20 protein-coding genes and 1 pseudogene are annotated in these 25,007 nt (G+C 59.8%); 9 read left to right on the top strand and 12 right to left on the bottom strand.

Translation table 11 applies throughout. The features are described from left to right. The first annotated feature begins 3 nt into the window (after positions 1 to 3). Together JFU58_RS06285 and JFU58_RS06290 are read left to right on the top strand one after the other, a co-directional pair. Positions 4 to 1,131 carry a DUF1120 domain-containing protein gene (locus JFU58_RS06285; protein WP_063027288.1) on the top strand — a complete coding sequence of 376 codons (1,128 nt, stop codon included), beginning with the start codon at positions 4 to 6 and terminating at the stop codon, positions 1,129 to 1,131. 15 nt (positions 1,132 to 1,146) lie between these two features. Then, positions 1,147 to 1,797 carry a DUF1120 domain-containing protein gene (locus tag JFU58_RS06290; RefSeq protein WP_177027058.1) on the top strand — a complete coding sequence of 217 codons (651 nt, stop codon included), beginning with the start codon at positions 1,147 to 1,149 and terminating at the stop codon, positions 1,795 to 1,797. On the opposite strand, the gene JFU58_RS06295 is transcribed toward JFU58_RS06290, so the two are convergent. Further along, entirely contained in the window at positions 1,794 to 3,074 is a 1,281-nt protein-coding gene (locus JFU58_RS06295) for a CynX/NimT family MFS transporter (RefSeq protein WP_177027059.1), read from the bottom strand. The genes JFU58_RS06290 and JFU58_RS06295 overlap by 4 nt on opposite strands. Beyond that, positions 3,064 to 3,723 carry a FadR/GntR family transcriptional regulator gene (locus tag JFU58_RS06300; RefSeq protein ID WP_063027283.1) on the bottom strand — a complete coding sequence of 220 codons (660 nt, stop codon included), beginning with the start codon at positions 3,721 to 3,723 and terminating at the stop codon, positions 3,064 to 3,066. Before JFU58_RS06300 ends, JFU58_RS06295 begins: the two co-directional genes overlap by 11 nt. A 159-nt stretch (positions 3,724 to 3,882) precedes the next feature. Here JFU58_RS06300 and JFU58_RS06305 point away from each other — a divergent pair, with 159 nt between their 5' ends. Further along, complete coding sequence (locus tag JFU58_RS06305) at positions 3,883 to 4,194, top strand: type II toxin-antitoxin system MqsR family toxin (protein WP_201140088.1); 312 nt, start codon at positions 3,883 to 3,885, stop codon at positions 4,192 to 4,194. After that, positions 4,191 to 4,672: pseudogene (locus tag JFU58_RS06310) on the top strand (type II toxin-antitoxin system MqsA family antitoxin). Before JFU58_RS06305 ends, JFU58_RS06310 begins: the two are co-directional and overlap by 4 nt. Positions 4,673 to 4,726: 54 nt before the next feature. Here JFU58_RS06310 and JFU58_RS06315 read toward each other — a convergent pair. The 4 genes from JFU58_RS06315 to JFU58_RS06330 all read right to left on the bottom strand — a co-directional run bounded on the left by JFU58_RS06315 (position 4,727) and on the right by JFU58_RS06330 (position 8,895). Continuing rightward, complete coding sequence (locus JFU58_RS06315; RefSeq protein ID WP_003171943.1) at positions 4,727 to 5,491, bottom strand: amino acid ABC transporter ATP-binding protein; 765 nt, start codon at positions 5,489 to 5,491, stop codon at positions 4,727 to 4,729. Between the two features lie 10 nt (positions 5,492 to 5,501). Next, complete coding sequence (locus JFU58_RS06320; protein WP_003216325.1) at positions 5,502 to 6,599, bottom strand: amino acid ABC transporter permease; 1,098 nt, start codon at positions 6,597 to 6,599, stop codon at positions 5,502 to 5,504. A gap of 10 nt (positions 6,600 to 6,609) precedes the next feature. Next, positions 6,610 to 7,791, bottom strand: a complete 1,182-nt coding sequence (locus tag JFU58_RS06325; protein WP_063027279.1) for an amino acid ABC transporter permease — start codon at positions 7,789 to 7,791, stop codon at positions 6,610 to 6,612. A gap of 72 nt (positions 7,792 to 7,863) precedes the next feature. After that, positions 7,864 to 8,895, bottom strand: coding sequence for an amino acid ABC transporter substrate-binding protein (locus tag JFU58_RS06330; RefSeq protein WP_010170392.1), 1,032 nt, complete (start codon positions 8,893 to 8,895; stop codon positions 7,864 to 7,866). A 347-nt stretch (positions 8,896 to 9,242) separates the two neighbouring features. On the opposite strand from JFU58_RS06330, the gene JFU58_RS06335 reads away from it, so the two are divergent. The 3 genes from JFU58_RS06335 (at position 9,243) to JFU58_RS06345 (ending at position 12,795) form a co-directional block, all read left to right on the top strand. Further along, positions 9,243 to 9,899, top strand: coding sequence for an alpha/beta hydrolase (locus JFU58_RS06335; protein WP_063027277.1), 657 nt, complete (start codon positions 9,243 to 9,245; stop codon positions 9,897 to 9,899). A 96-nt stretch (positions 9,900 to 9,995) separates the two neighbouring features. After that, complete coding sequence (gene rhlB, locus JFU58_RS06340) at positions 9,996 to 11,483, top strand: ATP-dependent RNA helicase RhlB (RefSeq protein ID WP_063027275.1); 1,488 nt, start codon at positions 9,996 to 9,998, stop codon at positions 11,481 to 11,483. A gap of 175 nt (positions 11,484 to 11,658) precedes the next feature. Beyond that, a complete protein-coding gene (locus tag JFU58_RS06345; protein ID WP_093205355.1) occupies positions 11,659 to 12,795 on the top strand; it encodes an NAD(P)/FAD-dependent oxidoreductase in 1,137 nt (378 codons plus the stop codon). Positions 12,796 to 12,854: 59 nt separating this feature from the next. On the opposite strand, the gene moaE is transcribed toward JFU58_RS06345, so the two are convergent. The 6 genes from moaE to JFU58_RS06375 all read right to left on the bottom strand — a co-directional run bounded on the left by moaE (position 12,855) and on the right by JFU58_RS06375 (position 21,066). Further along, positions 12,855 to 13,304 (bottom strand): molybdopterin synthase catalytic subunit MoaE, encoded by a 450-nt coding sequence (gene moaE, locus JFU58_RS06350; protein ID WP_201140089.1) that lies wholly within the window; start codon positions 13,302 to 13,304, stop codon positions 12,855 to 12,857. A gap of 2 nt (positions 13,305 to 13,306) precedes the next feature. Continuing rightward, positions 13,307 to 13,549 carry a molybdopterin converting factor subunit 1 gene (gene moaD / locus JFU58_RS06355; RefSeq protein ID WP_093205346.1) on the bottom strand — a complete coding sequence of 81 codons (243 nt, stop codon included), beginning with the start codon at positions 13,547 to 13,549 and terminating at the stop codon, positions 13,307 to 13,309. Continuing rightward, complete coding sequence (gene moaC / locus JFU58_RS06360; RefSeq protein ID WP_017480021.1) at positions 13,546 to 14,019, bottom strand: cyclic pyranopterin monophosphate synthase MoaC; 474 nt, start codon at positions 14,017 to 14,019, stop codon at positions 13,546 to 13,548. Before moaC ends, moaD begins: the two co-directional genes overlap by 4 nt. A gap of 127 nt (positions 14,020 to 14,146) precedes the next feature. Next, positions 14,147 to 17,881, bottom strand: a complete 3,735-nt coding sequence (locus tag JFU58_RS06365) for an autotransporter domain-containing protein (protein WP_201140090.1) — start codon at positions 17,879 to 17,881, stop codon at positions 14,147 to 14,149. Between the two features lie 316 nt (positions 17,882 to 18,197). Next, positions 18,198 to 19,592 (bottom strand): PhoH family protein, encoded by a 1,395-nt coding sequence (locus tag JFU58_RS06370; RefSeq protein ID WP_010170407.1) that lies wholly within the window; start codon positions 19,590 to 19,592, stop codon positions 18,198 to 18,200. A gap of 349 nt (positions 19,593 to 19,941) precedes the next feature. Beyond that, entirely contained in the window at positions 19,942 to 21,066 is a 1,125-nt protein-coding gene (locus tag JFU58_RS06375) for a polysaccharide deacetylase family protein (protein WP_063027267.1), read from the bottom strand. Positions 21,067 to 22,040: 974 nt separating this feature from the next. Here JFU58_RS06375 and yaaA point away from each other — a divergent pair. Together yaaA and JFU58_RS06385 are read left to right on the top strand one after the other, a co-directional pair. Further along, positions 22,041 to 22,820, top strand: coding sequence for a peroxide stress protein YaaA (gene yaaA / locus JFU58_RS06380; protein ID WP_017477648.1), 780 nt, complete (start codon positions 22,041 to 22,043; stop codon positions 22,818 to 22,820). An 868-nt stretch (positions 22,821 to 23,688) separates the two neighbouring features. Continuing rightward, the gene (locus tag JFU58_RS06385; RefSeq protein ID WP_063027265.1) at positions 23,689 to 25,005 is read left to right on the top strand and encodes a nucleotide sugar dehydrogenase; all 1,317 of its coding nucleotides are present in this window, start codon (positions 23,689 to 23,691) and stop codon (positions 25,003 to 25,005) included. Positions 25,006 to 25,007: the final 2 nt, after the last annotated feature.

Consider the following 25,007-nt stretch of genomic DNA (forward strand, 5'->3'; position numbering starts at 1 on the left):
GTGATGAAGCGAATGTTACTGCTGGGATTGGCCCTGGGCGCCATCGTCCAGGCCCGGGCGCACGCCGATGAATGCCAACTGACCCTAAGCCAGTCGCGCCTGGATTTCGGCGTGATGAATCGTGCCGTGCAGCGCAACCCCGGCGCAGAAATTGTGCTGGGGGAGCGCCGCCTGAGCCTCAACCTGAACTGCCCGACACCCACCGATATGCACGTGTTCTACCGGGCCCTGGCCGCGACCGCCGAGCGCTACCGCTTTACCGAGCGTGGCAGCTACCGCGTGCACATCAGCGATGCGGTACTCGACGGCCAGGCGGTTGAACTGGGATTGACCGGTGGGCAAGGCCAGGCGCCCAGCGCCAGGGGCAGGACGCTCGACTGGCGACCCGACCAGGCCATCGTGCCGTTGCGCGACGGCGCGCCGACCACCGGCAGCAGCTTTTCGGCGCAACTGCAGGTCAATGCCTGGGCGCAGGCCGACGCCACGCAAGTACGCGACGCGGTGACCTGGGAAGCCACCGGGTTGATCGACGCCGTCGCCACCGGCCGCGCCCGGGAGCTGTCGGTGCAAGCCGGTTTCGCCCCGGCGGCCTGTGAAACCACTCTGTCCAACGGCGGCATCATCGACTTTGGCCGTATGTGGGCCAAGAGCCTGAACGCCGACAAGGAAACCGGCCTGGCCTCCCGCAGCCTGCTGCTGAGTATCGGCTGCGACGGTCCGACTCACTTTGCCTTGCGCATGCACGACAACCGTAAAGGCTCGGCCACCGGCGGCACCGATGAAACTGCCTACGGCCTGGGCGTCGATGACAGCCGCAATAAGATCGGCCGCTACTTTCTCTACTTCGACCCCTTCGACCTGCGCGCCGACGCCCTGCCCCAGGTGTACCGCACCGACTCCACCACCGGTGGCGCGGCCTGGAGCAGCTCCAGCGCCTACCCCATTCCCATCGGCAGCAGCAGTTTGCTCGGCTTTACCGCTATACCCGGCAGCAATGCCGGCCCCACCGCGATCCAGAACCTGAGCGGGCAGGTCAGCGTTCGCGCCGTTCTGTCGCCCATGAACAGCCTGGACCTGCGGACGGAAGTACTGCTCGACGGTTCGGGCACGATTGAAATCATCTACCTCTGATCAAGGAGTATGGTCATGAACCTACGCCAGCTTTCTCTCGCAACACTTGCCCTGCTGACCCTCAGCGCCGGCGCCAAGGCGGCCTCCAGTGTCGAACTCGGCATCACCGGCCTGCTCACCCCCAGCGCCTGCACACCAGCGCTGTCGAGCAACGGGCTGATCGACTACGGCAAGATTTCCCAACAGGAGTTGAACATTGATCGCGGCAAACGCCTGCCGGTGCGCTACCTGAGCGTCACCATCAACTGCGAGGCCGCGACCCGTTATGCCCTGCGCATGAGCGACAACCGCGACGGCACCGCCAACGTCAACAGCGAAATCTATTACGGGCTGGGGCTGGACCCGAGTGGCAACAAGATCGGCTTGTACTCACTAACCTTCGACCCCAAGCAGACCGTGATCGACAGCCTGCCGGAGGTTTACGGCACCGAGTCCACCAGCGGCGGGATCGCCTGGCGCACCGCCAACAGCAACCCGATCGACATCGGTTCGCGCAGCTTTCTCGGCTTTACCGACACCGTCGGCAGCACCAGCGGACCGACGGCCTTCCAGACCCTGAGCAGCCTGGTCAGGGTCGATACGGTGATCGCTGCCAAGAACAATCTCGACCTCAGCAGCGACGTGCATATCGATGGTTCCAGCACTATGGAAGTGCTGTACCTCTAGACCTTCTCGCTGGTCACGGCGACATACCGCGTACGCCCGGCGCCCAACCCCGCGATGATCGCGCCCAGGCCGATCACCGCGAAAATCCAGCCGGTGGCATTCCAGCCGCCGGTCCAGTCATGCACCAGCCCGACCGCGAACGGCCCCATGGACGCCAGGGTGTAGCCGATCCCCTGGGCCATGCTCGACAGGTTGGCGGCTACATGGGCGTCCCGTGAACGCAGCACGATCAAGGTCAGCGCCAGGCTGAAGGTGCCGCCCTGGCCCAGTCCCAGCAGAATCGCCCAGCCCCACAAGCCGTCCAACGGTGCATACAGGCAACCGAACAGGCCGCCCAGGGTCAGCACCATCACCACCACGATGGCCAGCCGCTGGTCCTTGCCGCGGGTGGCCAACCAGGGCGCGGCCAGGGAACTGGCCAACTGCACAATCACCGAACCGGAAAGCACCAGGCCCGCCTGGGTGGCGGTCAGGCCACGGCCGATCAGGATCGACGGCAACCAGCCAAACACAATGTAGGCCAGAGAGGATTGCAGGCCCATGTACAAGGTCACCTGCCAGGCCAGCGGATCACGCAACAGGCCCTTCACGCGATAGGCCACCTGGTGCGCGCCGTGTTTCTGGCCAACTTGTGGCAACCAGAACAACGCCGCAACCAACGCCGGAAGAATCCAGAACCCCAGGCCGATGTTCCAGCTGTCGCCGAAGTAATGACTCAGCGGCACGGTAGAACCCGCCGCCAGCGCTGCACCCAGGCACAGGGCCATGGTGTACACGCCGGTCATGGTGCCGGCCTGTTTGGCGAAATCGCGTTTGACGATACCGGGCAACAGCACCCCGATGATGCCGATACTCGCGCCCGCCAGCAGGCTCCCGGCGAACAGCCCGACCTCACCCAATGAGCTGCGCAGGATGATGCCGCCGGCCAGGGTCAGCAGAATGCCCAGCACCACCCGCTCGGCGCCAAAACGCCGGGCCAGGATCGGAGCCAACGGTGCGAACAGTCCCAGGCACAACACCGGTAGCGTCGTCAGCAACCCGGCCTTGGCGGCCGAAAGCCCCAGGCTATGGGAGACCTCAGCGAGCAGCGGCGCCATGCTCGACAACGCGGGGCGCAGGTTCAGCGCCACCAGGATCAGGCCCAGCAGCAACAGCCACGGACGGCTCACCACCGGCGGGCTGTGCTGGACCTCATCGTCATCGGCTTCGGCGTCGATCAGCAATTCTTCAAGGGCATTTTCTGAACGGGGCATGGTGGTCTCGGGTTCAAGGTTCATTGATCAACTGCCGGGACAGGGCCTTGGCGCGTTCCGGGTCCTGTTGTTCCACGGCATCGAGCAAGGCGCCGTGCAGGTCGAACACCGCTTGCCGGCGCGGCTGGATGTTCAGGGTCTGGCGCAGTTGCGCGCCGACGATGCTGGAGAAGTACTGGTACAGCTCGCTCAAGGCCGGGTTGTGGGCGGCGTCCACCAGGCGTTTGTGGAACACCAGGTCGCAGCTGATGTAGTGCTCAAGATCACCTTGGTAATGGTCGCCGCTGGCTTTGAGCGCCGCACGCAAAGCGACCAGGTCTTCATCAGTGCGGCGCAACGCGGCCAAGCCGACTGCCTCGACTTCAAGAATCTGCCGCGTCTCCTGGGCCTGGGCCAAAGTGCAGTGGGACATGGCTTTCATCGCGCCCAGAGGGTCGGTCATGGAGCGCAGGTAGCTGCCGTCACCCTGGCGGATCTCGATCAATCCGGAAAACGCCAATACGCGCATGGCTTCGCGCACGGTGTTGCGGCTGATCCCCAGCTCGGCAGACAACTCGGGCTCGGTGGGCAGGCGCTCGCCGATGGCCCATACGCCTTGGGTAATGCGCTGGCGCAACTGGTCCAGGGCTTGATCGACGAGGGAGCGTTTGATCAGGGGGGCGATGTCTGTCATGGGTTTCGTCCTTTCATCCAATCATAGGATGAATTTTCCCACAGCCTATTCGGAGTTGCCTACAAAGGCAACGCACTAGGGTTCTTGAGGAGGCAAAGGAGCAGTATTTTCGATTGGTAAAATTACCCTCAGAGGGTAATTATTGGACTCAGGTGTCTTATGGAAAAGTACACACCTCATTACGATCTGGCGGTGATAAAGGCGGATGTCAGGCGGCTTGGAAAGAAAGCATTTACTCAAAGCGCACGCCGTTGCGGCGAGGATCTTGATTTAAGCATCGAACAAATGCAGGCGGTCATTTTCGAGTTGAAAAACACGATGTTGTACAAGTCGATGACCACTCATGACGACCATCGAGTTTGGCAAGATGTGTATCACATCCACTCACATGATCTGGAGATCTACATCAAGGTGACCTACCGCACGGATGGTAAACCTCCGGTGATCTCCTTCAAGGAGAAAAATCCATGAAAACAGAGCAATGCTTCAGCTGCGGCAGGCATGACGGAATGCATCACTTTTCAGGACGTAGCGAAACATCGGAAGTCAAAGGTTTGCATCGCCGTATAGACGATCTGTCTGGATGGGAGTGCCAGGCATGTGGAGAGGTGATCCTGGACCCCGAAGACGCGGAACGCTATTCAGACCACTGCGATGAAATCGTTCACAGTTTCAGGCAGATGGTCGGCACCGAGATAAAGCGCATACGCCGCAAACTGCACCTTTCACAAAAAGAAACGGTACAACTGCTATCGGGTGGCGGCCACAACGCCTTATCTCGTTACGAGCGCGGTGAGGTATTGCCCCCAAATCCCTGGTAGTCCTGATGCGTTTGCTTGAGCGTCACCCCCACTTGCTGGTCGAAGCAAAAATCCTGAGTGAAGGCGCAGATCTTCGCAATTCCGTGCATACGGTACATAAAGAGCACGAGATCCTGACGACAACTTGATTGATGGCAAAAATAAACCCGGCACCAGGCCGGGTTTATTTATTCAAACACCCATCAATGCAGAATCTGGCTCAAGAACAACTTGGTCCGATCATTCTGCGGGTTGTCGAAGAAGTCATTCGGCGCCGCCTGTTCAACGATCTCGCCCTTGTCCATGAAGATCACGCGGTTGGCCACGGTGCGTGCAAAGCCCATTTCGTGGGTGACGCAGAGCATGGTCATGCCGTCTTCCGCCAGGCCGATCATGGTGTCCAGCACCTCTTTCACCATCTCTGGATCGAGCGCCGACGTCGGTTCATCGAACAGCATGATTTTTGGCTTCATGCACAGCGCACGGGCAATCGCCACGCGCTGTTGCTGGCCGCCGGACAACTGCCCCGGAAACTTGTGGGCCTGTTCCGGAATACGCACGCGCTCAAGGTAGTGCATGGCAATTTCTTCAGCCTTGCGCTTGGGCATCTTGCGCACCCACATCGGTGCCAACGTGCAGTTCTGCAGGATGGTCAGGTGCGGGAACAAGTTGAAGTGCTGGAACACCATGCCGACTTCACGACGGATCGCTTCGATCTGCTTGAGGTCGTTGGTCAGTTCCACGCCATCGACCACGATGCGGCCCTGCTGGTGCTCTTCCAGACGGTTGAGGCAGCGGATGGTGGTGGACTTGCCGGAACCCGACGGGCCGCACAGTACGATACGCTCGCCCTGCTTGACGTTCAGGTTGATGTCTTTCAACACGTGGAACTGGCCGTACCACTTGTTGACGCCCTGCATCTGAATAATGCCTTCAGGGCTCACAGGCTGTTTGATCGCTTCACTCATCACAACACTCCTAACGCTTGTGGCCTGTGTCCAGCTTGTGTTCCAAATGAATGGAATAGCGGGACATACCAAAACAGAAAATCCAGAACACCAGGGCGGCGAATACGTAGCCTTCAGTGGCCATGCCCAACCATTTCGGATCGGCGGCGGCTTGCTTGACGCTGTTGAGCAGGTCGAACAGGCCGATGATGATCACAAGGCTGGTGTCCTTGAACAACGCGATAAACGTGTTGACGATGCCCGGGATCACCATCTTCAGCGCCTGGGGCAAAATCACCAGGCCCATGCTGCGCCAGTAACCCAGGCCCATCGCGGCCGCGGCCTCGTATTGGCCCTTGGGAATCGCCTGCAAGCCACCGCGCACCACTTCGGCCACGTAGGCCGACTGGAACAGGATCACGCCGATCAACGCCCGCAGCAATTTGTCGATGCCCATGCCTTCCGGCAGGAACAGCGGCAACATTACCGACGACATGAACAGCACCGTGATCAACGGCACGCCGCGCCAGAACTCGATGAAGGTCACGCAGACCACACGAATCGCCGGCATGTTCGAACGCCGACCCAGCGCCAGCACGATGCCCAGGGGCAAGGCCCCGGCAATGCCGACGGTGGCGATCACCAGGGTCAGCATCAAGCCGCCCCATTGGCTGGTGGCCACGTTGGTCATGCCGAAGATCCCGCCGTGCAGCAGGAAGTAGGCAACGATCGGGTACACCACCAAAAAGCTCAGGCCGTAGACCGCCTTGCGCGTGAAGCGCGAGATGAACAACGGCGCCACGCCCACGATGGCCAGCCACACGGTCAGGTCGACGCGCCAGCGCAGGTCGCCGGGATAGTAGCCGTACATGAACTGCCCGAAGCGCTGTTGGATAAACACCCAGCAAGCGCCCTCCTTGGTGCAGTCGGCGCGGGTGGTACCCACCCAGTTTGCATCGAGGATCGCCCAGTGCAGGATCGGCGGCACAACCAGGTAGATCAGGTAGAACGCCAGCAATGTCAGCAGGGTGTTGAGCCAGCTGGAAAACAGGTTGGCGCGCATCCATGCCATCGGCCCGAACACTTTGTTCGGTGGCGGCATATCAGGTTTGAAAGTATGCGTACTCATGCAGGTTTCCTCACCGCTCGATCAGCGCAATGCGCTTGTTGTACCAGTTCATCAGCAGGGAAATGCTGATGCTGATCGCCAGGTACACGCTCATGGTGATGGCAATAACCTCGATGGCCTGGCCGGTCTGGTTGAGCACCGTGCCGGCAAACAGCGAAACCATTTCCGGGTAACCGATACCGGCGGCCAGTGACGAGTTTTTCGCCAGGTTCAGGTATTGGCTGGTCAGTGGAGGAATGATCACGCGCAGGGCTTGCGGGATGATCACTTTGCGCAGGGTCGGACCGTTGCGCAGCCCGAGGGAACGCGCCGCTTCGGTCTGGCCATGGCTGACGGACTTGATGCCTGAACGCACGATCTCGGCGATAAACGCCGCGGTATACACGGTCAGGGCCAGGGTCAGCGCCAGCAACTCGGGAATCAGCACCCAGCCGCCGACGAAGTTGAAGCCTTGCAGCTTGGGCATTTCCCAGTGCAGCGGCGCGCCGAAAACCAGTGCGCACAGCGTAGGGATCACCACCAACAGGGCCAGGCCGGCCCAGAACTTGTGGAACGGAACACCGGTGGCTTCAAAGCGTTTGTTGGCCCAACGGGCCATCAACACAATGGCGATGATCGCCACCACCACGCTGATCACAAACGGCCAGAAACCGTCCGCCACCAACGCGGCGGGCATGTTCAGGCCACGGCTGCTGACAAAGAAGGTGTCGCCAAAGTTGTGGCTGTTACGCGGCCCCGGCATCGTCAGGAATACCGCGAAGTACCAGAACAGGATTTGCAGCAGCGGCGGAATGTTGCGGAATACCTCCACATACACGGTCGCCAGCTTGTTGATCATCCAGTTGGGCGACAAGCGCGCCACACCGATGATGAACCCGAGGATGGTCGCCAGGACCACACCGATCACGGTCACCAGCAGGGTGTTGAGCAGACCGATCACAAAGACCCGGGCATAGCTGTCCGATTCGGTGTAGTCGATCAGGTGCTGAGCGATGCCGAAGCCGGCACTGCGCTCAAGAAAGTCGAAACCCGAGGTAATGCCCCGGTGTTGAAGGTTGGTTTGCGTGTTGTTGAACAGGTACCAGCCCAACGAGACCACCGCCACAATCGTGATGATCTGGAATAGCCACGCACGCACTTTTGGATCACTGAAGCTGAGCTTCTGTTTTGGTGCGCCGATTTGATTTTGCATTAAGTGCCCCAGAAATAATGGAACAGAACATCACCCGGCGGTTGGCCCACCGGGTGATAGAACCATCAGCGATCAGCGCACAGGTGGTGCGTATTGAATGCCACCGTTGGTCCACAGTGCGTTCAGGCCACGATCGATTTCCAGAGGAGTGCTCTTGCCGAGGTTTTTCTCGAACACTTCGCCGTAGTTACCGACCTGCTTGACGATCTGTACGACCCAGTCTTTCTTCACTTTCAGGTCTTTGCCGTATTCGCCGTCAGCACCCAGCAGACGGGCAACGTCCGGGTTCTTGGTGGACTTGGCTTCAGCTTCGACGTTTTTGGAGGTGATACCGGCTTCTTCAGCGTTGAGCATGGCGTAGCCAACCCAGCGCACGATGGCCAGCCACTCGTCGTCGCCGTTACGCACGACAGGGCCCAGTGGTTCTTTGGAAATGGTTTCCGGCAGAACCACGTAGTCTTTCGGCGAAGCCAGCTTGCTGCGCTGTGCGTAGAGCTGGGACTTGTCGGAGGTCAGTACGTCGCAACGACCGGATTCCAGCGACTTGGCGCTTTCATCGGAGGTGTCGAACGTGATCGGGGTGTACTTCAGGTTGTTGGCGCGGAAGTAGTCGGAAACGTTCAGCTCAGTGGTGGTACCGGCCTGGATGCAGATGGTTGCACCGTCCAGTTCCTTGGCACTTTTCACGCCCAGCTTGTTGTTCACCAGGAAACCAACACCGTCGTAGTAGGTGATGAAGCCCGGGAATTTCAGGCCCATGCCGGCATCGCGGGAGCTGGTCATGGTGGTGTTGCGCGACAGGATGTCGACTTCGCCAGACTGAAGCGCGGTGAAACGCTCCTTGGCATTCAACTGGCTGAATTTGACCTTGGTTGCGTCGCCGAATACGGCAGCGGCAACAGCACGGCATACGTCAGCGTCGATCCCGAGGATCTTGCCGCTGGCGTCCGGCACCGAGAAGCCTGGCAGACCGTCGCTCACGCCACACTGCACAAAGCCTTTCTTCTGCACGGCATCCAGCGTGGCGCCAGCCTGGGCGAAACCACTGACACCCAATACGGCAGCCGCGGTCACGATGGCCAGGGTGGATTTCAATACCTTCATTCAAACCTCCAGTTTTGCTCTTGTTGTGTCGGAGCTAGAACCCCACCGCACCCTTATGAGGCGACATCGACCCGTGTTGGCTTTTTTTGGGGTCAAACAGCATGAGGTTTTTGCTTTAAGTCCAGTTGCTATCCCCCGGGCGTCAGTCACTGATAGTGTTACCGCCTGGGGTGAGCCTTGACATCGGGTTTCACATAGCAAGCCCCGTACCAGACTGGTGGCTGAGTGGTTTCGGCCCATGGTCAAGAGCAAAAGATTCAACCTTGCGACATTCTCTTAACAGATCAACCCGTCGCGCACCGTTCCGACGCACTCAATCGGAGCGCACGCACACATATGGAGCAGACATGACCGAACCCTTGATTCTTCAGCCCGCCAAGCCCGCAGACGCCTGCGTAATCTGGTTGCATGGCCTGGGTGCCGATCGCTACGACTTCCTGCCGGTGGCTGAAGCCCTGCAGGAAAAACTCCTGTCGACGCGCTTTGTCCTGCCCCAGGCGCCGACACGTCCGGTGACCATCAATGGCGGCTACGAGATGCCGAGCTGGTACGACATCAAGGCCATGAGCCCGGCACGCTCGATCAGCGTTGAGGAACTGGAAGCCTCGGCAAAAATGGTCACTGACCTGATCAAGGAACAAAAAAGCAGCGGGATAGACGCCTCGCGGATTTTCCTCGCCGGTTTTTCCCAGGGTGGCGCCGTGGTGTTCCACACCGCCTTCCTGAAATGGCAGGGCGCATTGGGTGGCGTAATTGCCCTCTCCACCTACGCTCCCACCTTTGGCGACGAACTTGAATTGTCGGCCAGCCAGCAACGGATTCCGGTGCTGTGCCTGCACGGCCAATACGATGACGTGGTGCAGAACGCCATGGGTCGCAGCGCCTATGAGCATTTGAAGTCGCGCGGTGTCACCGCCACATGGCAGGAATACCCAATGGGCCACGAAGTGTTACCCCAGGAGATACAGGATATCGGTGATTGGTTGGCCGCCCGTCTGGGCTGAAAACCACCCATTGTGTAGCCGCATGACCAACGCACTACGCCGCGCCCGATTCTTGCATTACACTGGCCGGCGTACATTCCTTAACCAATTGATGAGATGACCGTGCTCAAAGCACTCAAGAAGATGTTCGGTAAAAGCGAGGCTGAGCAGCTCGCGCCAGGTTCCAGTGCCCCCGCCCATGTTCAAGGCAGCCGCAATGACGGCCAGCAGCCTGGCCGGACCGCACCTGTAGCCTCGCCAAAAAAAGAGCCGGTGACCACACCCGCCACGGTTAACGTCGCTGAAGAACCACTCGCCGACAAACCACGCCAGGAGCCACGCCAGGAAAAGCCGCGCCGTGAACGCGCGCCCAAACCTGTGGTTATTCCCTGGAAACTGGAAGACTTCGCTGTCGAACCCCAGGAAGGCAAAACCCGCTTTCATGATTTCAAGCTCGCCCCGGAACTGATGCACGCCATCCAGGACCTGGGTTTCCCGTATTGCACGCCGATCCAGGCGCAAGTGCTGGGCTTCACCCTCGCCGGCAAAGACGCCATCGGTCGCGCCCAGACCGGTACCGGCAAGACCGCCGCCTTCCTGATCTCGATCATCACCCAGTTGCTGCAAACCCCGCCGCCGAAAGAGCGCTATATGGGTGAGCCCCGCGCCCTGATCATCGCCCCGACCCGGGAGCTGGTGGTACAGATCGCCAAGGACGCCGCCGACCTGACCAAATACACCGGCCTCAACGTGATGACGTTTGTCGGTGGCATGGACTTCGACAAGCAGCTCAAGCACCTGGAAGCGCGCCACTGCGACATCCTGGTGGCCACACCGGGCCGCTTGCTGGACTTCAACCAGCGGGGTGACGTGCACCTGGACATGGTCGAAGTGATGGTGCTGGACGAAGCCGACCGCATGCTCGATATGGGTTTCATCCCACAAGTGCGTCAGATCATTCGCCAGACCCCGCCGAAAAACGAACGCCAGACCCTGCTGTTCTCCGCGACCTTCACCGAAGACGTGATGAACCTCGCCAAGCAGTGGACCACCGACCCGTCCATCGTCGAGATCGAGGCACTCAACGTTGCCAGCGAGAACGTCGAACAGCACATCTATGCCGTGGCCGGTGCCGACAAATACAAGCTGCTCTACAACCTGGTCAACGACAACGGTTGGGAGCGGGTCATGGTGTTTGCCAACCGCAAGGACGAAGTGCGGCGCATCGAAGAACGCCTGGTACGCGATGGCGTGAATGCCGCGCAACTGTCCGGCGACGTGCCGCAGCACAAGCGCATCAAGACCCTGGAAGGTTTCCGCGAAGGCAAGATTCGCGTGCTGGTGGCCACCGACGTGGCCGGGCGCGGGATTCACATCGACGGCATCAGCCACGTGATCAACTTCACCCTGCCGGAAGTGCCGGATGACTACGTGCACCGGATTGGCCGTACCGGCCGTGCCGGTGCTGCGGGGGTGTCCATCAGCTTTGCCGGTGAAGACGATTCGTATCAGTTGCCGTCGATCGAAACCTTGCTGGGCCGCAAGATCAGCTGCGAAACGCCGCCGACGCATTTGTTGCGCCCTGTAGAGCGCAAACGCCCTTAAGCCGGAATGCGCTAAAAAATGTGGGAGCGAGCCTGTGTGGGTGCTGGCTTGCCTGCGATAGCATCACCTCGGTGTAACTGACATACCGAGGTGCCTGCATCGCGGGCAAGCCCGGCTCCCACACAAGCCCGCTCCCACATTTGGTTTCTGCGCTTTCAAATTCCAGGAGGAACACATGAACCAGGCCGACTACCTCATCATCGGCGGTGGCATCGCTGGCGCATCCGCCGGCTACTGGCTGTCACACCATGCCCGCGTCATCGTGCTGGAACGCGAGTCGATGCCGGGTTACCACTCCACCGGCCGCTCCGCCGCCCTGTACATCGCCGCCTATGGCACGCCCCAGGTTCGCGCACTGACGCTGGGCAGCCGCGCCTTCTTCGATAACCCGCCAGCAGGCTTTGCCGAACACCCGCTGCTCACCCCTCGCGGTGAATTGCTGGTGGACTTGATCGGCGATCCCGATGAGCTGCAGCGCCACTACCTGAGCGCCAAAGCCCTGGTGCCGGAAACGCGACTGCTCGACGTCGAGGAGTCGATGGCCATGATGCCGATCCTGCGCCGGGAAAAAGTCCATGGCGGGATCTACGACCCGACCGTCTGCGACATCGATACCGATGCGCTCTATCAGGGCTACTTACGTGGAATTCGGCGCAATGGCGGTGAGATCCACACCGACAGCGACGTGCAGAAACTGACCCGTGACGCTCAAGGACTGTGGCAGGTGCGCACCGCACAACAGCACTTCAGCGCCCCGGTGCTCATCAACGCTGCCGGTGCCTGGGCCGATCATATCGGCGAGTTAGCCGGCGCTCAGAAAATCGGCCTGCAACCCAAACGCCGCAGCGCGTTCGTCTTCGCCCCGCCTGCCGAGCTGAACATCCATGCATGGCCGGAGCTGGCCGCCCTCGACGGCTCGTTCTATATGAAACCCGACGCCGGCATGTTCCTCGGCTCACCGGCCAATGCCGACCCGGTAGAGCCCCACGATGTGCAACCGGAAGAGCTGGACATTGCCACGGGCATCTATCACATCGAAGAAGCCACCACCCTGAGCATCCGCCGGCCTGCACGGACCTGGGCCGGGTTGCGCAGTTTCGTCAGCGATGGTGATCTGGTCTGCGGGTTCGATCCACAAGTGGAGGGCCTGTTCTGGATTGCGGCTCAGGGCGGCTACGGGATCCAGACGTCTCCGGCGATGGGCCAAGCCAGTGCGGCGCTGGTGCGCGGGAAGCCGTTGCCGGATGCATTGGCGGCGTTCGGGTTGAGCGAAGCGATGCTGTCGCCCCACCGGCTGCAAGCCTCGACCTAACCCCTGTGGCGAGGGAGCTTGCTCCCTCGCCACAGCAAGCTCCCTCACCACACGTGTCGTTATTTCCAGCGATCAGCGGCAGTGTGATCGCTGTCGCGCCCTTCCACCCAGCGCGGCCCTTCACTGGTGTTCTCCTTCTTCCAGAACGGCGCCCGCGTCTTCAGGTAGTCCATCACGAACGCGCAGGCATCGAACGCCGCCTGACGATGGGCACTGGCCGCCGCCACGAACACGATCGGTTCACCCGGCTCCAGGGCGCCGATGCGATGCAGCACTTCCAGCTTGAGCAGCGGCCAGCGTTGCTCGGCCTCCACGGCGATTTTGCCGAGGGCTTTTTCAGTCATGCCCGGGTAGTGTTCGAGGAACATCCCCGCCACATCCAGGCCATCATTGAAGTCACGCACATAGCCGACAAAACTCACCACCGCCCCCACGCCCGCATTGGCCGCATGCATCGCATTGACCTCGGCACCGGGATCAAACGCCTCGGCCTGCACCCGAATCGCCATGGTCAGCCTCCGGTCACTGGCGGGAAGAATGCCACTTCGTCGCCATCAACGAGCGGCTCATCCAGCGAACACAGCTCTTCGTTACGGGCGCACATCAAGCCGGTTTCGTTGAGCACTTCAAAGCCGGGGTCGCCGGCCAAGGCCTGGCGCACGGAGTCGATCGTGGCGAATTCGCCTTCAACCTCCAGCGAGTCCAGGTCCACGGCTTCACGGTAGCGCGCAAAAAACAGTACGTTGATGCTCATGCCTGGTCCGCCTTGAAATGCCCGCTCTTGCCGCCGAGTTTTTCCAGCAGACGAATGGTTTCGATGGTCATGCCACGGTCCACGGCCTTGCACATGTCGTAGATCGTCAGGGCGGCGACGCTGGCCGCGGTCAACGCTTCCATCTCCACGCCGGTCTGGCCGGAGAGTTTGCAGCGGGCGATGATGTGCACCGCGTCCAGGCCATCGGCGCTGAGTTCAACCTTGACCCCGGTGAGCATCAGCGGGTGGCACAAGGGAATCAGGTCACTGGTTTTTTTCGCGGCCTGGATCCCGGCGATGCGGGCCACGGCGAACACGTCGCCCTTGGGGTGGGCGCCGTCGACAATCATTTTCAGGGTCTCGGGCAGCATGCGCACCCGCGCTTCGGCCACGGCTTCACGGAACGTCACGGCTTTTTCAGTGACGTCGACCATGTGGGCGCGACCTTGGGAATCGAGATGAGTCAGCACAGGGATACTCCTGATCAGGAGCGGCAATTGTAAACCTGTGAGTCAATTTTGCGCAGGGCTGTTTATCCCATGAATAAAGGGGCGCACTGATCCCTCAGTGCGCCCCCTCACAGGCAACGACGCGGAGTCAGAAGCGGAAGGTAAATCCGGCATTGATCCCGTTGTTATTGCCCCGGTTGGACAGCAGACCGCTGTAGCTCAAGGACACCAGCGTGTCCTTGGTCAAGGCCATCTCCGCACTGGCCTTGATGACGGCCCCATCACGGGCCACCGGCACGCTGTTGACGGCAAACGCAGTGTCGCTGCCGGCAAACTTCAGCGAGGCCTCACGGTCGGTATCGCCCAGCTGATGCTCCCAGCCCAGTTCACCGCGCAACGTCACGGCCGAGGTCGAGCTGACCGGCAATTGGGTATGCGCACGCAGACCCAACGTCGAGAGCGTGGCGTCCTGGCTTTGCTTGCTGGCATGCAAGGCCGCGGCGCCGCCTTTCTCTTTGAACGAATTGCTTTGGTAGTTCAGGTAAGTCAGGTTGGCAAAGGGCTCGACAAACGCCCATTGGGTGTAGCCGATTTCGCCGAACACCTGATCGGTGCGAGCACTGTAGTCGGCCTTGTCGTAGTCCGACTGGTTGGCGTAAGCCACTCGCCGCGAGCTGTCTATACGGTGCCAGGTGGTGGCGCCGCCCAAGCGCAGAGCGACGGCCTCGAAGCGTTTACCGCCGTAGACCGACAGGTGATAGTTATCGCTGTCTGCCGATGCCGAGGCGTCGCCATTGAGGTGACTCTGGGTGTAGCCGGTCGCTGCGCCCAAACGCCAGCCGTCGCCGACCTCGGTGTCCAGGCCGAGCAGTACACCGCTGGTGGACGAGGAGTAGCCACTGGCGTTGTTGTCACCGCTGACGTTATCGCGACCGCCCAGCAGTTGCACCCAGCCGCCGTTGTCGCTGGCCTGGATCTGTGCACTGGAATCCAGTGCCTGAGCCTGTTGCAGACGGCCGTTGACGGCTTCGCGAATGTAACGACTGTCGGCCATTTGCGCCGCCGCCACATCCGAGTGCAGTTGCCCCGAGAGTTGCTTGAACGCGTCCCGCGCCTGGGCCGCCGAATCTGACGCCAGCAGGCTTTCATACACGGGGCTGCCGTTGCCCAAGGTCTCTACTGCCGTGGCCACGGCGCGTTCGTTGCGGGTTTGCGCGACGCTGGCAAAGGTTGTCTGGTTGCGCTCCACCGCAAGGCTCAGCAGGTTCGGCTGATAATTCAGCTGGGTGCCAATAAACAGGTAATTGGGCGAGATCGCCGCAAATTGGCCATTGATGCCTTGGCTGGCGCTGAGGATGCTGTACTGCTGGCCCAGCAGGCTGCGGGCTTCGGTGGCGGACAGCAGATTGGCGCTGTTCTCCAGAGAAACGGTGACCACACCGCCATTGAGGGTGGCGGCGCCGCTGCTCTGAATCTGATCGCTTCGCCCGTTCGGGCCCACTTCTACGGCGTACACCGAGCCCGAGTTGAAGGTCACGTCGCCCGTGTGCAGCGTGCCGATCGAATGCCCCGGCGCCACGCGGCCACCGTTGTTGACGATCAAAGCGCCCACCGTGCCGTTGCCGGCCAGCGTGCCGCCCTGGGTGGTGGTCACACCGTTATCTGCGTTCACCGTGCCCACCGCGCTGCCATCCACCGTCACAGCCGAGGTCAACGCGCCGTCCACCGACAGCTTGCCGCCGCGTACCCAGGTGCTGCCCCAATAGGTGTTCTGGCCTTCCAGCACCAGTTCACCGTCTCCGGACTTGGCCAGGCTGCCGACGTAGGTGCTGCCGGTGAGCAGGTCCTTGCCGCGTGCCAATGTCGCCTGCTCCCGCGCGCTGCCGATTTCGTATTGAAACTGATCGTCCGCCGATGCATTAGCGGGCAAGCCGTTGAGCCAACCTTTTTGCTGTTTGGTGGTGGTCCAGGTCGCCTGTTCGGTGGCATCTTCCAAGCGACGGGCGCGGATTGCCTCGTCGGAAATCGGGTTAGCCCAGATATCCCGAGTACCGGTGGGCAATGCCACCGCCACCGAGCCGAGGAACTGCCCCGGCCCCTGCATGGCTTTTTGCAGGTTGGGCAAACCCCAGCCGCTGACCACGCCGGGCACTTGCGGCGTACCCGGCGCAGCATCGTGCACCGGTTGCAGGTTGTCGTAGGTGCGGCCACCGGTCTGGTCCCCCACTGGCGTGTCCGGACCGTCCGGCGCCTGCAAGCTGGAGGTGGTGAGCAACACATCGCGGGCCTGGCTGGCGGTCATGTAGGGGAAGCGTTGGATCACCAGAGCCAGGGCACCGGAAACGCTCGGCGCGGCGGCGGATGTGCCGTTGGCATTGGGGATAATTTCACCTTCGGGCCCAGTGGATGGAATCCCCGAAACGCCCATCACGCACCACCACTTCGAGGTGCCGCAGCGGTTGTACACCTGGGCACTGGTCTCGTCGTAACCGGTGATCGAAAGGAATTTGGCTTCGATGTCGGGCTTGAAAAACGGCAGGTTGGCGTTGGTGTCCGGGTTGGCCCCGTGGCTGTCGTTACCTGCCGAGATGATCTGGATAAAGGTGTTTTGCCGCGCTGCGTCGGCCATCGCGTCCATCCAGGTTTTCTGCCCGGCGTGGGCCTTGTCCCAAAACGGGCGATAAGCGGCGGTCATGTCGCGCAAGTTGTCCGCCGCACTGTCGCCGACATTGCCGAAGTGGTTCTCTACGTCGTTGCGAGAGTTTTGTCCCCAGCTCTGGTTGACGATCGACACATTCTTTGCAGCCAGGGCGTTGTAGCTGGCCATGAAGGCGTTGTAGTCGAGGTCATTGGAACCCTGGAAACGGTTGTCATCGGTGCCGCCGGTATTGGCCACAAAGATGTTCGCGTCAAAGGCAATGCCATGCATGCCCGTGCCGTTGCGACTGGCGCCCAATACTCCGGACATTTCCGTGCCGTGACCGTCGTTGATGGTCGGGTCGTACTCGCCGGAAATACTGAAGTGCTCGCCCTTTTGAAACTCGCCATCCGGGGTGTCGTGGAGATAGCGCGGATGGGTGGCGTAGTACTCACCGGTGGACGTCACCGCCTGCACCCGATCCTGGCCCTGGGCGTTCTTGCCCTGGAACTCGAAATGCTCGGTGAGGATGCCCGAGTCCAGCACACCGACATTCACGCCCTTGCCGGTCATGCCCAAGGCATAGGCGTAATACGCATTGGTGCGGTCCAGGCCGGAGTTGACCTGGGCTTCCGGGGTCTTCCAGGTTTGCGCGTTGGCGCTCCAGTCACGTGTAGCGCCCGCCCAGGATTGAACGGCATTCAGTTGCCCGTTGAGGTTGCTGCTGACGCCCGGTTCTACATAGACATAGGGCTTGGCGGCGGGCAGATGGGCGATGATGGCCTTGGAAAAATCCAGGATATCGGTGGTGTAACGGCCGCTGTTGCTGAACAACCGGCTGCGGTAATAGTCCAGGCGCGAGGCATAGTCCAGCGGCCGTTTGGTGTCGCCGAGCATCGCACCAATCGTCAGGTTTTCCGGCTGCAGTTCGTAGTATTGCTTGAGGGCCGAATCGAACTTGTCGGACTGCGCGGCAAAGTCCTTGGCCGCGAGGTCAACGATGTCCCCGTAGGCAAACCGCAGGTTCTTGTAGACATCGGTGTTGGGGCCAAACGAAGCAACCGCGTTCCTGAAGGCCGACTCCAGCACCTGAGCCGTGTAAGGGTTGCTGTCATCCGCCCGGGCCATTGAACCCTGGCCCAGCCATAGCGCCAATCCGAGTGCGATGGGTGTGAGGGGTATCGATTTGAAACCTGCAGTGCCTTTGCGCTGAGGCAAAGTAGAGCCATTACCTGCTACGTCCATGTTCCTTTCCCTTTAGATAAGTGCGTCGTCAATGAGCGATGTATCGGGCTTTTTGTAATAGGCAGGGTCACGCTGAAACCAGTAAGAGGGTCTCAAATGCGTCGTCGAATTGATGAGACGGTTGTCCGACGGAGCCGAGCGTCGTTTTTATTCTGTTTTTTGTGCCGGCCAAAAAATGTAACAAAATAATTACAATCGCCACAAGCACCTAAAGGCAGGTCAAGGAAAACAAATTTCATGCACAGCAAAAACCCCGGACTTCGTGAGAAATCCGGGGTGGTTCGTGGCATTTAGCCACTATTTAAGACATTTGTGTTTACAGATGCGACTCTGCGTATTCAGCCAGAATCGAGCGAGGGACACCTTGCAGGGCGATATGCACGCCGTTCGGGAAGTCCTTGAAGCGTTCCGTCAAGTAGGTCAGCCCGGAGCTGGTCGCGGACAGGTAAGGGGTGTCGATCTGTGCCAGGTTACCCAGGCACACCACTTTGGAACCGGCGCCGGCACGGGTGATGATGGTTTTCATCTGGTGCGGCGTAAGGTTCTGGCATTCATCGATCAAAATCAGGCTTTGCTGGAAGCTGCGACCTCGAATGTAGTTGAGGGATTTGAACTGCAACGGCACTTTGCTGAGGATGTAGTCGACGCTGCCATGGGTGTTTTCATCATCCATGTGCAAGGCTTCGAGGTTGTCGGTGATCGCCCCCAGCCACGGCTCCATTTTTTCCGCTTCGGTGCCGGGCAGGAAACCGATTTCCTGGTCCAGGCCCTGCACGCTGCGGGTGGCGATGATGCGGCGATAACGCTTGGTCACCATGGTCTGTTCGATGGCGGCAGCCAGGGCGAGGATGGTTTTCCCCGAACCTGCGGCGCCGGTCAGGTTGACCAGGTGGATGTCCGGATCAAGCAAGGCATACAGCGCCAGGCTCTGATAGATATCACGCGGTTTCAGGCCCCAGGCTTCCTGGTGCAACAGGGGTTCCTGATGCAGGTCGAGGATCAGCAGCTTGTCGACCTGGATCTCTTTGATCCAGCCCACAAAGCCCTGTTCGTCGATGATGAATTCGTTGATGTGCACAGCCGGCAGGTTGTCGATCAGCTGTACCTGGTGCCAGGTGCGGCCATGGTCCTGACGGGTTTCGACCTTGCTGACGCGGTCCCAGAACGAGCCGGTCATGGTGTGATAACCACGGGACAGCATCGACACGTCATCGACCAGTTGGTCGGTGCTGTAGTCCTCGGCAGCGATCCCACACGCTCGTGCCTTGAGGCGCATATTGATGTCTTTGGTCACCAGCACCAGGCGCAGGTCCTTGTCGCGTGCGTGCAGGTCGATCAATTGGTTGATGATTTTGTTGTCGTTCAGATTTTCCGGCAGCAGGCTGTTGGGCTCGCTGCGCTTGCTCATCAGAATCGACAGCAAGCCCTTGGGCCCGCTTTTGCCACGCTGGATCGGTACGCCCACCTCGACATCGTCGGGGGAGGCTTCGCCGAGGGTCTTGTCGATCAGGCGGATGGCCTGGCGGCATTCGGCGGCAACGCTGTGGTGCCCGCTTTTGAGTTTGTCGAGCTCCTCAAGCACGATCATCGGGATGGCGACGTGGTGTTCTTCGAAGTTAAGCAGTGCGTTTGGATCGTGAATCAGTACGTTGGTATCAAGCACATAAAGGATTGGCTGGTCGGAAGAAGGGTTACGTCCATGATCATCCATACTCGGTCACCTTTGTGGGAGCCAGTCGACGCAATACCGCGACAGTGCTGCGCCTCGATTCGACCGTCGAACGCACTTGAGGGGCGTCAAGTGCGGTGCACACAAGAGGTGTCTTGGAAGACGCCACCTGTGTTGCAGGTTTCGGCTGTCTGTCTTCGTAATACCGCAAAACACATGACAGGAAAAAGCACTTTGACGCTTTTTTGAAGTTTATTTTTCAGGATGACGAATAGCACTAGGCGAGCCGGCATTGCACCGTTAAAGTCGGAAGTCCGCCTGTATCGAAATATCTCCCAAATTCCCCCCTAAAAAACCTCAGCCCCAACAGGGCCGGGCTCTTTGTGCTTTTTCAGCGAAACGCTTCCCGGCAATCCTGCCAGCCGAGTCCACTTTCTGCCGTGGCGTGTAAAAGCCACGGTAATGCGATGCGCGCCTTGTCCTGGGTGTCGTGGAATACGATCACTCCGCGCCGCCACAACAGCATCAGCGTGAGCACCCGGTTGGCCGATTCGTCGGCCTTTAGCTTGCCGGGTTCGTCTTCCGAGTCGATGTCCCACAAGGCCACTTGCAGCCCCTGTGACTGGAAGAAGCCCTGGCTGTCGGACCGGCGCTGACCGTAGGGTGGCCGGAACAGCGGCAGGTAGTTTTCCGGCATCAGGTTCTGGGCCAAAGAGGCGCTGCGGGTGATGGACGACTGCCAGTCGACCCAGTGGCTATGGGAGCGGTATTGCCAGCCCTGGGTACCAACGCACTGGCCTTGGTACAGCGCCTGCACGTCGGCGGCCGAGCTTTTCTCGACGCGGGTTTGCAGGCTGTTGCCTAGCACGAAGAAGAGGCTGTGCATTTTCTGTTTGCGCAGGTAGTCGGTGAGCCAGTCGGTATTGCCGCTGACCGGGGACGGGCCGCTGTCGAAGGTCAGCAGGAACATCCGGTCGTTGAGCTCGTCGCCATTGCGTTCGTGGTCGCCGAAGCGGGCGATTTCGCTACTGATCTGGGGGAACAGGGCGGCCTTGCGCAACTGTTCATCCAGGTAGCGTTCGTGGAATGCACGGCTGGGGCCGGCCCAGCCTATATAGAAGGAGTTGTCGCTCACTTCGAATTTGGCGGCTTGTTCGCGCAGGTCGTCCATGTTTTCCACCAGGTAGCAGAAGGAAGCGTCCTGTTCGCAGCTTTGTTGGGCGAAGGTGTAGTTTTCCAATAGCCGTTGCCACAGTTGGCGGCGCAGGTCGTCGATGGAGGCCAGGTTGATGATCTTCAGGCCCAGGCGCTGCTTGAGGGCGGGCTCGTCGAGGGCTTCGCTGGCCAGCAGGGTGTGGGCGAACATCAGGATTTCTGCGCGTGAGGCGACGTCGAACAGGGCGGGATTGCTGAGGCGTTCGGGCCAGGTGCCGCGGTCCAGGGTCGCGACGTCCACAGGGGCGGCTTGGGCGCCCAGGCAGATGAGCCAGGCTGACAGTAAAAGCGCAATTCGCACGAAGGGTCTCCCTTTCCAGAGTCGTCGGGCACTATAACCGATCACATTGGATTGGTTGGTGTGCATATCCGTTGCTGCGGTAACGGCCGCTTATGGTTCCGCTCTTACAGCGGCTCACTTTTGAAAAGCGCAAAAGTAAGCAAAACGCTCTTGCCCCACCACTCGGCACCTCGCCTAGGCTCGGTGTGCCCTCACTCCGGCTTTGGACCGTGGGCCGCCGCGATGGGCCATCCATGGCCCAGCGCGGCTAACCCGGCGTCCTGCCGGGTTACCCACGCTCCAAAGCCTGCGTTCGGCCAGCGTGGTTTAACGGGGCGCCTAAGATCAAGATCAAAAGCAAGAGCACAGCGGCCTACCGGCCGGCTTGAGTGTGGTGAAGCAACAGCAAAATCAAAAGCTAAAGCGGGCACGGTCCAAATGTGGGAGCTGGCTTGCCTGCGATGGCATCAACTGGGTGTACCTGATGTACCGAGTTGTCTGCATCGCAGGCAAGCCAGCTCCCACAGAAAAGCAAAGCTGCATCAGCTTCAGATTTGGCTTTCGCTCTGGATCTTGCCTTTGCTTTTAACACTCAAGCCGGCCGGTAGGCCGCTGTGCTCTGCTTTTGATCTGCTTTTGATTTTGATCTGACTGCCCCAATAAGCCCGAGGCCGAACGCAGGTATTGCGGAGCGGGTAAACCGGCAGGACGCCGGTTTAGCCGCGCCGGGCCATGGATGGCCCGTCGCGGCGGCCCGCGGAGCAATGCCGGAGTGAGGGAACGCCGAGCCACAGCGAGGCGCCGACAGGCGGGGCAGAGCCCTTTGCTTACTTTGGGGCTTTTCCAAAGTGAGCCGCTGTAAGAGCGGAACCATAAGTGGCCGTTACCGAAGAAACGGATATGTACACAAAACCCAAAGACACCTATCACCATCATAGGTGGAGTCAAACCGCCCTACCCCCTAGAATCCCCCCACGATTAAAGGAGACGACTTCATGCTGACGGTGATTTCCCCCGCCAAAACCCTCGATTTCGAGTCAAAGCCGGTCACCCCGCGCTTCACCCAACCGCAATACCTCGACCACTCTCAGGAGCTGATCGAACAACTGCGCGAACTGAGCCCGGCGCAAATCAGCGAGTTGATGCACGTCTCCGACAAAATCGGCGGCCTCAACGCCGCACGCTTCGGCAGCTGGACCCCAGCCTTCACCCCCGCCAACGCCAAGCAAGCCCTGCTGGCATTCAAGGGCGACGTCTACACCGGCCTCAACGCCGAAACCTTCAAGGACGCCGACTTCACCTACGCCCAGGATCACCTGCGCATGCTCTCCGGCCTGTACGGCTTGCTGCGCCCACTGGACCTGATGATGCCGTATCGCCTCGAGATGGGCACCAAGCTGCCCAACGCCCGTGGCAAGGACCTGTACGCTTTCTGGGGCACCCGCATCAGCGAGTGGCTCAACGAAGCCCTGGCCGAACAAGGCGATGACGTGCTGCTCAACCTGGCCTCCAACGAGTATTTTTCGGCAGTCAAACGCCCGGCACTGAACGCGCGGATCATCAACACCGAGTTCAAGGACCTGAAAAACGGCCAGTACAAGATCATCAGCTTCTACGCCAAAAAGGCCCGGGGCATGATGAGCCGCTTTGTGATTGAAGAACGCATCAACGACCCGGCCAGGCTCAAGGAGTTTGACGTGCAGGGTTATCGCTTCAATGCGGAGCAGTCGAAGCCGGATAACCTGGTGTTCCTGCGGGATCACGCACCGGAATAACCTGACAACGAAGACTCAAATGTGGGAGCGGGCTTGCTCGCGAAAGCGGTGGTTCAGTCGATGCCTTTGTTGCCTGACACGCCGCTTTCGCGAACAAGCCTGCTCCCACATTTTGTTTGCATTCCAACCTCGGATTCGTCATTTATTTGGCGTCAAAAATATTTCTTCAGATTTACTAACATTTATTTCACTCGACATTCGTCAATTTTTTTCGTAGTGGCACGACTCTTTTCAAAGAGTAGTGGCACAAAACCATTTAACCCTCGTAACTCCCCGCAACTACTGGCCCAAATAGCAAGTGCTATCACAATAGTACTAGTGCCATCTTTCCTAATATTTCAAGAAATTTCCGAAAACAGGATGAGTGGACAGGAACTATGTCCTAAAGCACCGCTCATACCACCGGTAACGATTATCTCTGCAGATGTAAGAGATGACTTACGCGGCGACCAACGGAAGTAGCAAAGTTGTCATACAGCTTTGACTCAATGGTCAAATCATCAACTGATTAGTTGAAGGCGGACGAAAAAGTTTCACTACTTTCTCCGACAAGGCCAAGGCTGAGCTCACCTGTATGGGTCAGTGAGACAACCCAAGCCGTTGATATATAAGGGCTCAAAGTCCCTGTCAACGCCTTGCGGCACTGGCGCCAGCCCCTTCCCCAGGAAGGCTGGCTGCATTTCAGGGCAAGCCCCAACAATAAGGCCAAGTTGCGCACAACTTGAGTGCATTAGTTAGTCACTCGACTTTTAGTATGCCTGCACTGGATATACCGACGTTTATTCGTCGCACTTTCCAGCGCCTGAGTGACGCTTTAAAACATGAACTCCGGCCATCTAGTGGCACGATTAACAATGAGGTAAATGCGATGCGCATCAGCATATTTGGTTTGGGTTACGTCGGCGCGGTATGTGCCGGTTGCCTGTCTGCACGGGGCCATGAGGTCGTTGGCGTAGACATCTCCAAGGAAAAGATCGACCTGATCAACGCGGGTAAATCCCCCATCGTTGAACCGGGTCTGGGCGAACTGTTGAGCCAAGGCATTCAAACCGGCCGACTGCGCGGCACCACCGATTTCGCCGAGGCAATCCGCGATACCGACCTGTCGATGATTTGCGTCGGCACGCCGAGCAAGAAAAACGGCGACCTGGAACTCAACTACATCGAATCGGTGTGCCGCGAGATCGGTTTTGTCCTGCGTGACAAAACCACCCGCCACACCATCGTGGTCCGCAGCACCGTGCTGCCAGGCACCGTCGCCAATGTGGTGATCCCGATTCTCGAAGACTGCTCGGGCAAGAAAGCCGGCGTCGACTTCGGCGTCGCGGTCAACCCTGAGTTCCTGCGTGAAAGCACCGCCATCGCCGACTACGATCTGCCACCGATGACCGTCATCGGTGAATTCGACACCGCTTCCGGCGATGTCCTGCAGTCGCTCTACGAAGAACTCGACGCCCCGATCATCCGCAAGGACATCGCCGTCGCCGAGATGATCAAGTACACCTGCAACGTCTGGCATGCGACCAAAGTGACCTTCGCCAACGAGATCGGCAACATCGCCAAGGCGGTAGGTGTCGACGGTCGCGAAGTGATGGAAGTGGTCTGCCAGGACAAGACCCTCAACCTGTCCCAGTACTACATGCGCCCGGGCTTTGCCTTCGGCGGTTCCTGCCTGCCCAAGGACGTGCGCGCCCTGACGTACCGCGCCGGCTCCCTCGACGTGGATGCGCCGCTGCTCAACTCGCTGATGCGCAGCAACGAGTCCCAGGTGCAGAACGCTTTCGACATCGTTTCCAGCCACGACAAACGCAAAGTCGCCCTGCTGGGCCTGAGCTTCAAGGCCGGCACCGATGACCTGCGCGAAAGCCCGCTGGTGGAGCTGGCAGAGATGCTGATCGGCAAGGGTTTCGACCTGAGCATCTACGACAGCAACGTCGAATACGCTCGCGTGCACGGCGCCAACAAGGACTACATCGAAGGCAAGATCCCTCACGTGTCGTCCTTGCTCAACTCGGACTTCGACGAAGTGATCAACAACTCCGACGTGATCATCCTGGGCAACCGCGATGAGAAGTTCCGCGCCCTGGCGCATAACGCACCCCACGGTAAGCAAGTGGTCGACCTGGTGGGCTTCATGTCCAAGGCCACCAGCGTGAGCGGTCGTACCGAAGGCATTTGCTGGTAACA

Source organism: Pseudomonas sp. TH34 (assembly GCF_016650865.1).
Lineage (GTDB): Bacteria > Pseudomonadota > Gammaproteobacteria > Pseudomonadales > Pseudomonadaceae > Aquipseudomonas > Aquipseudomonas yamanorum.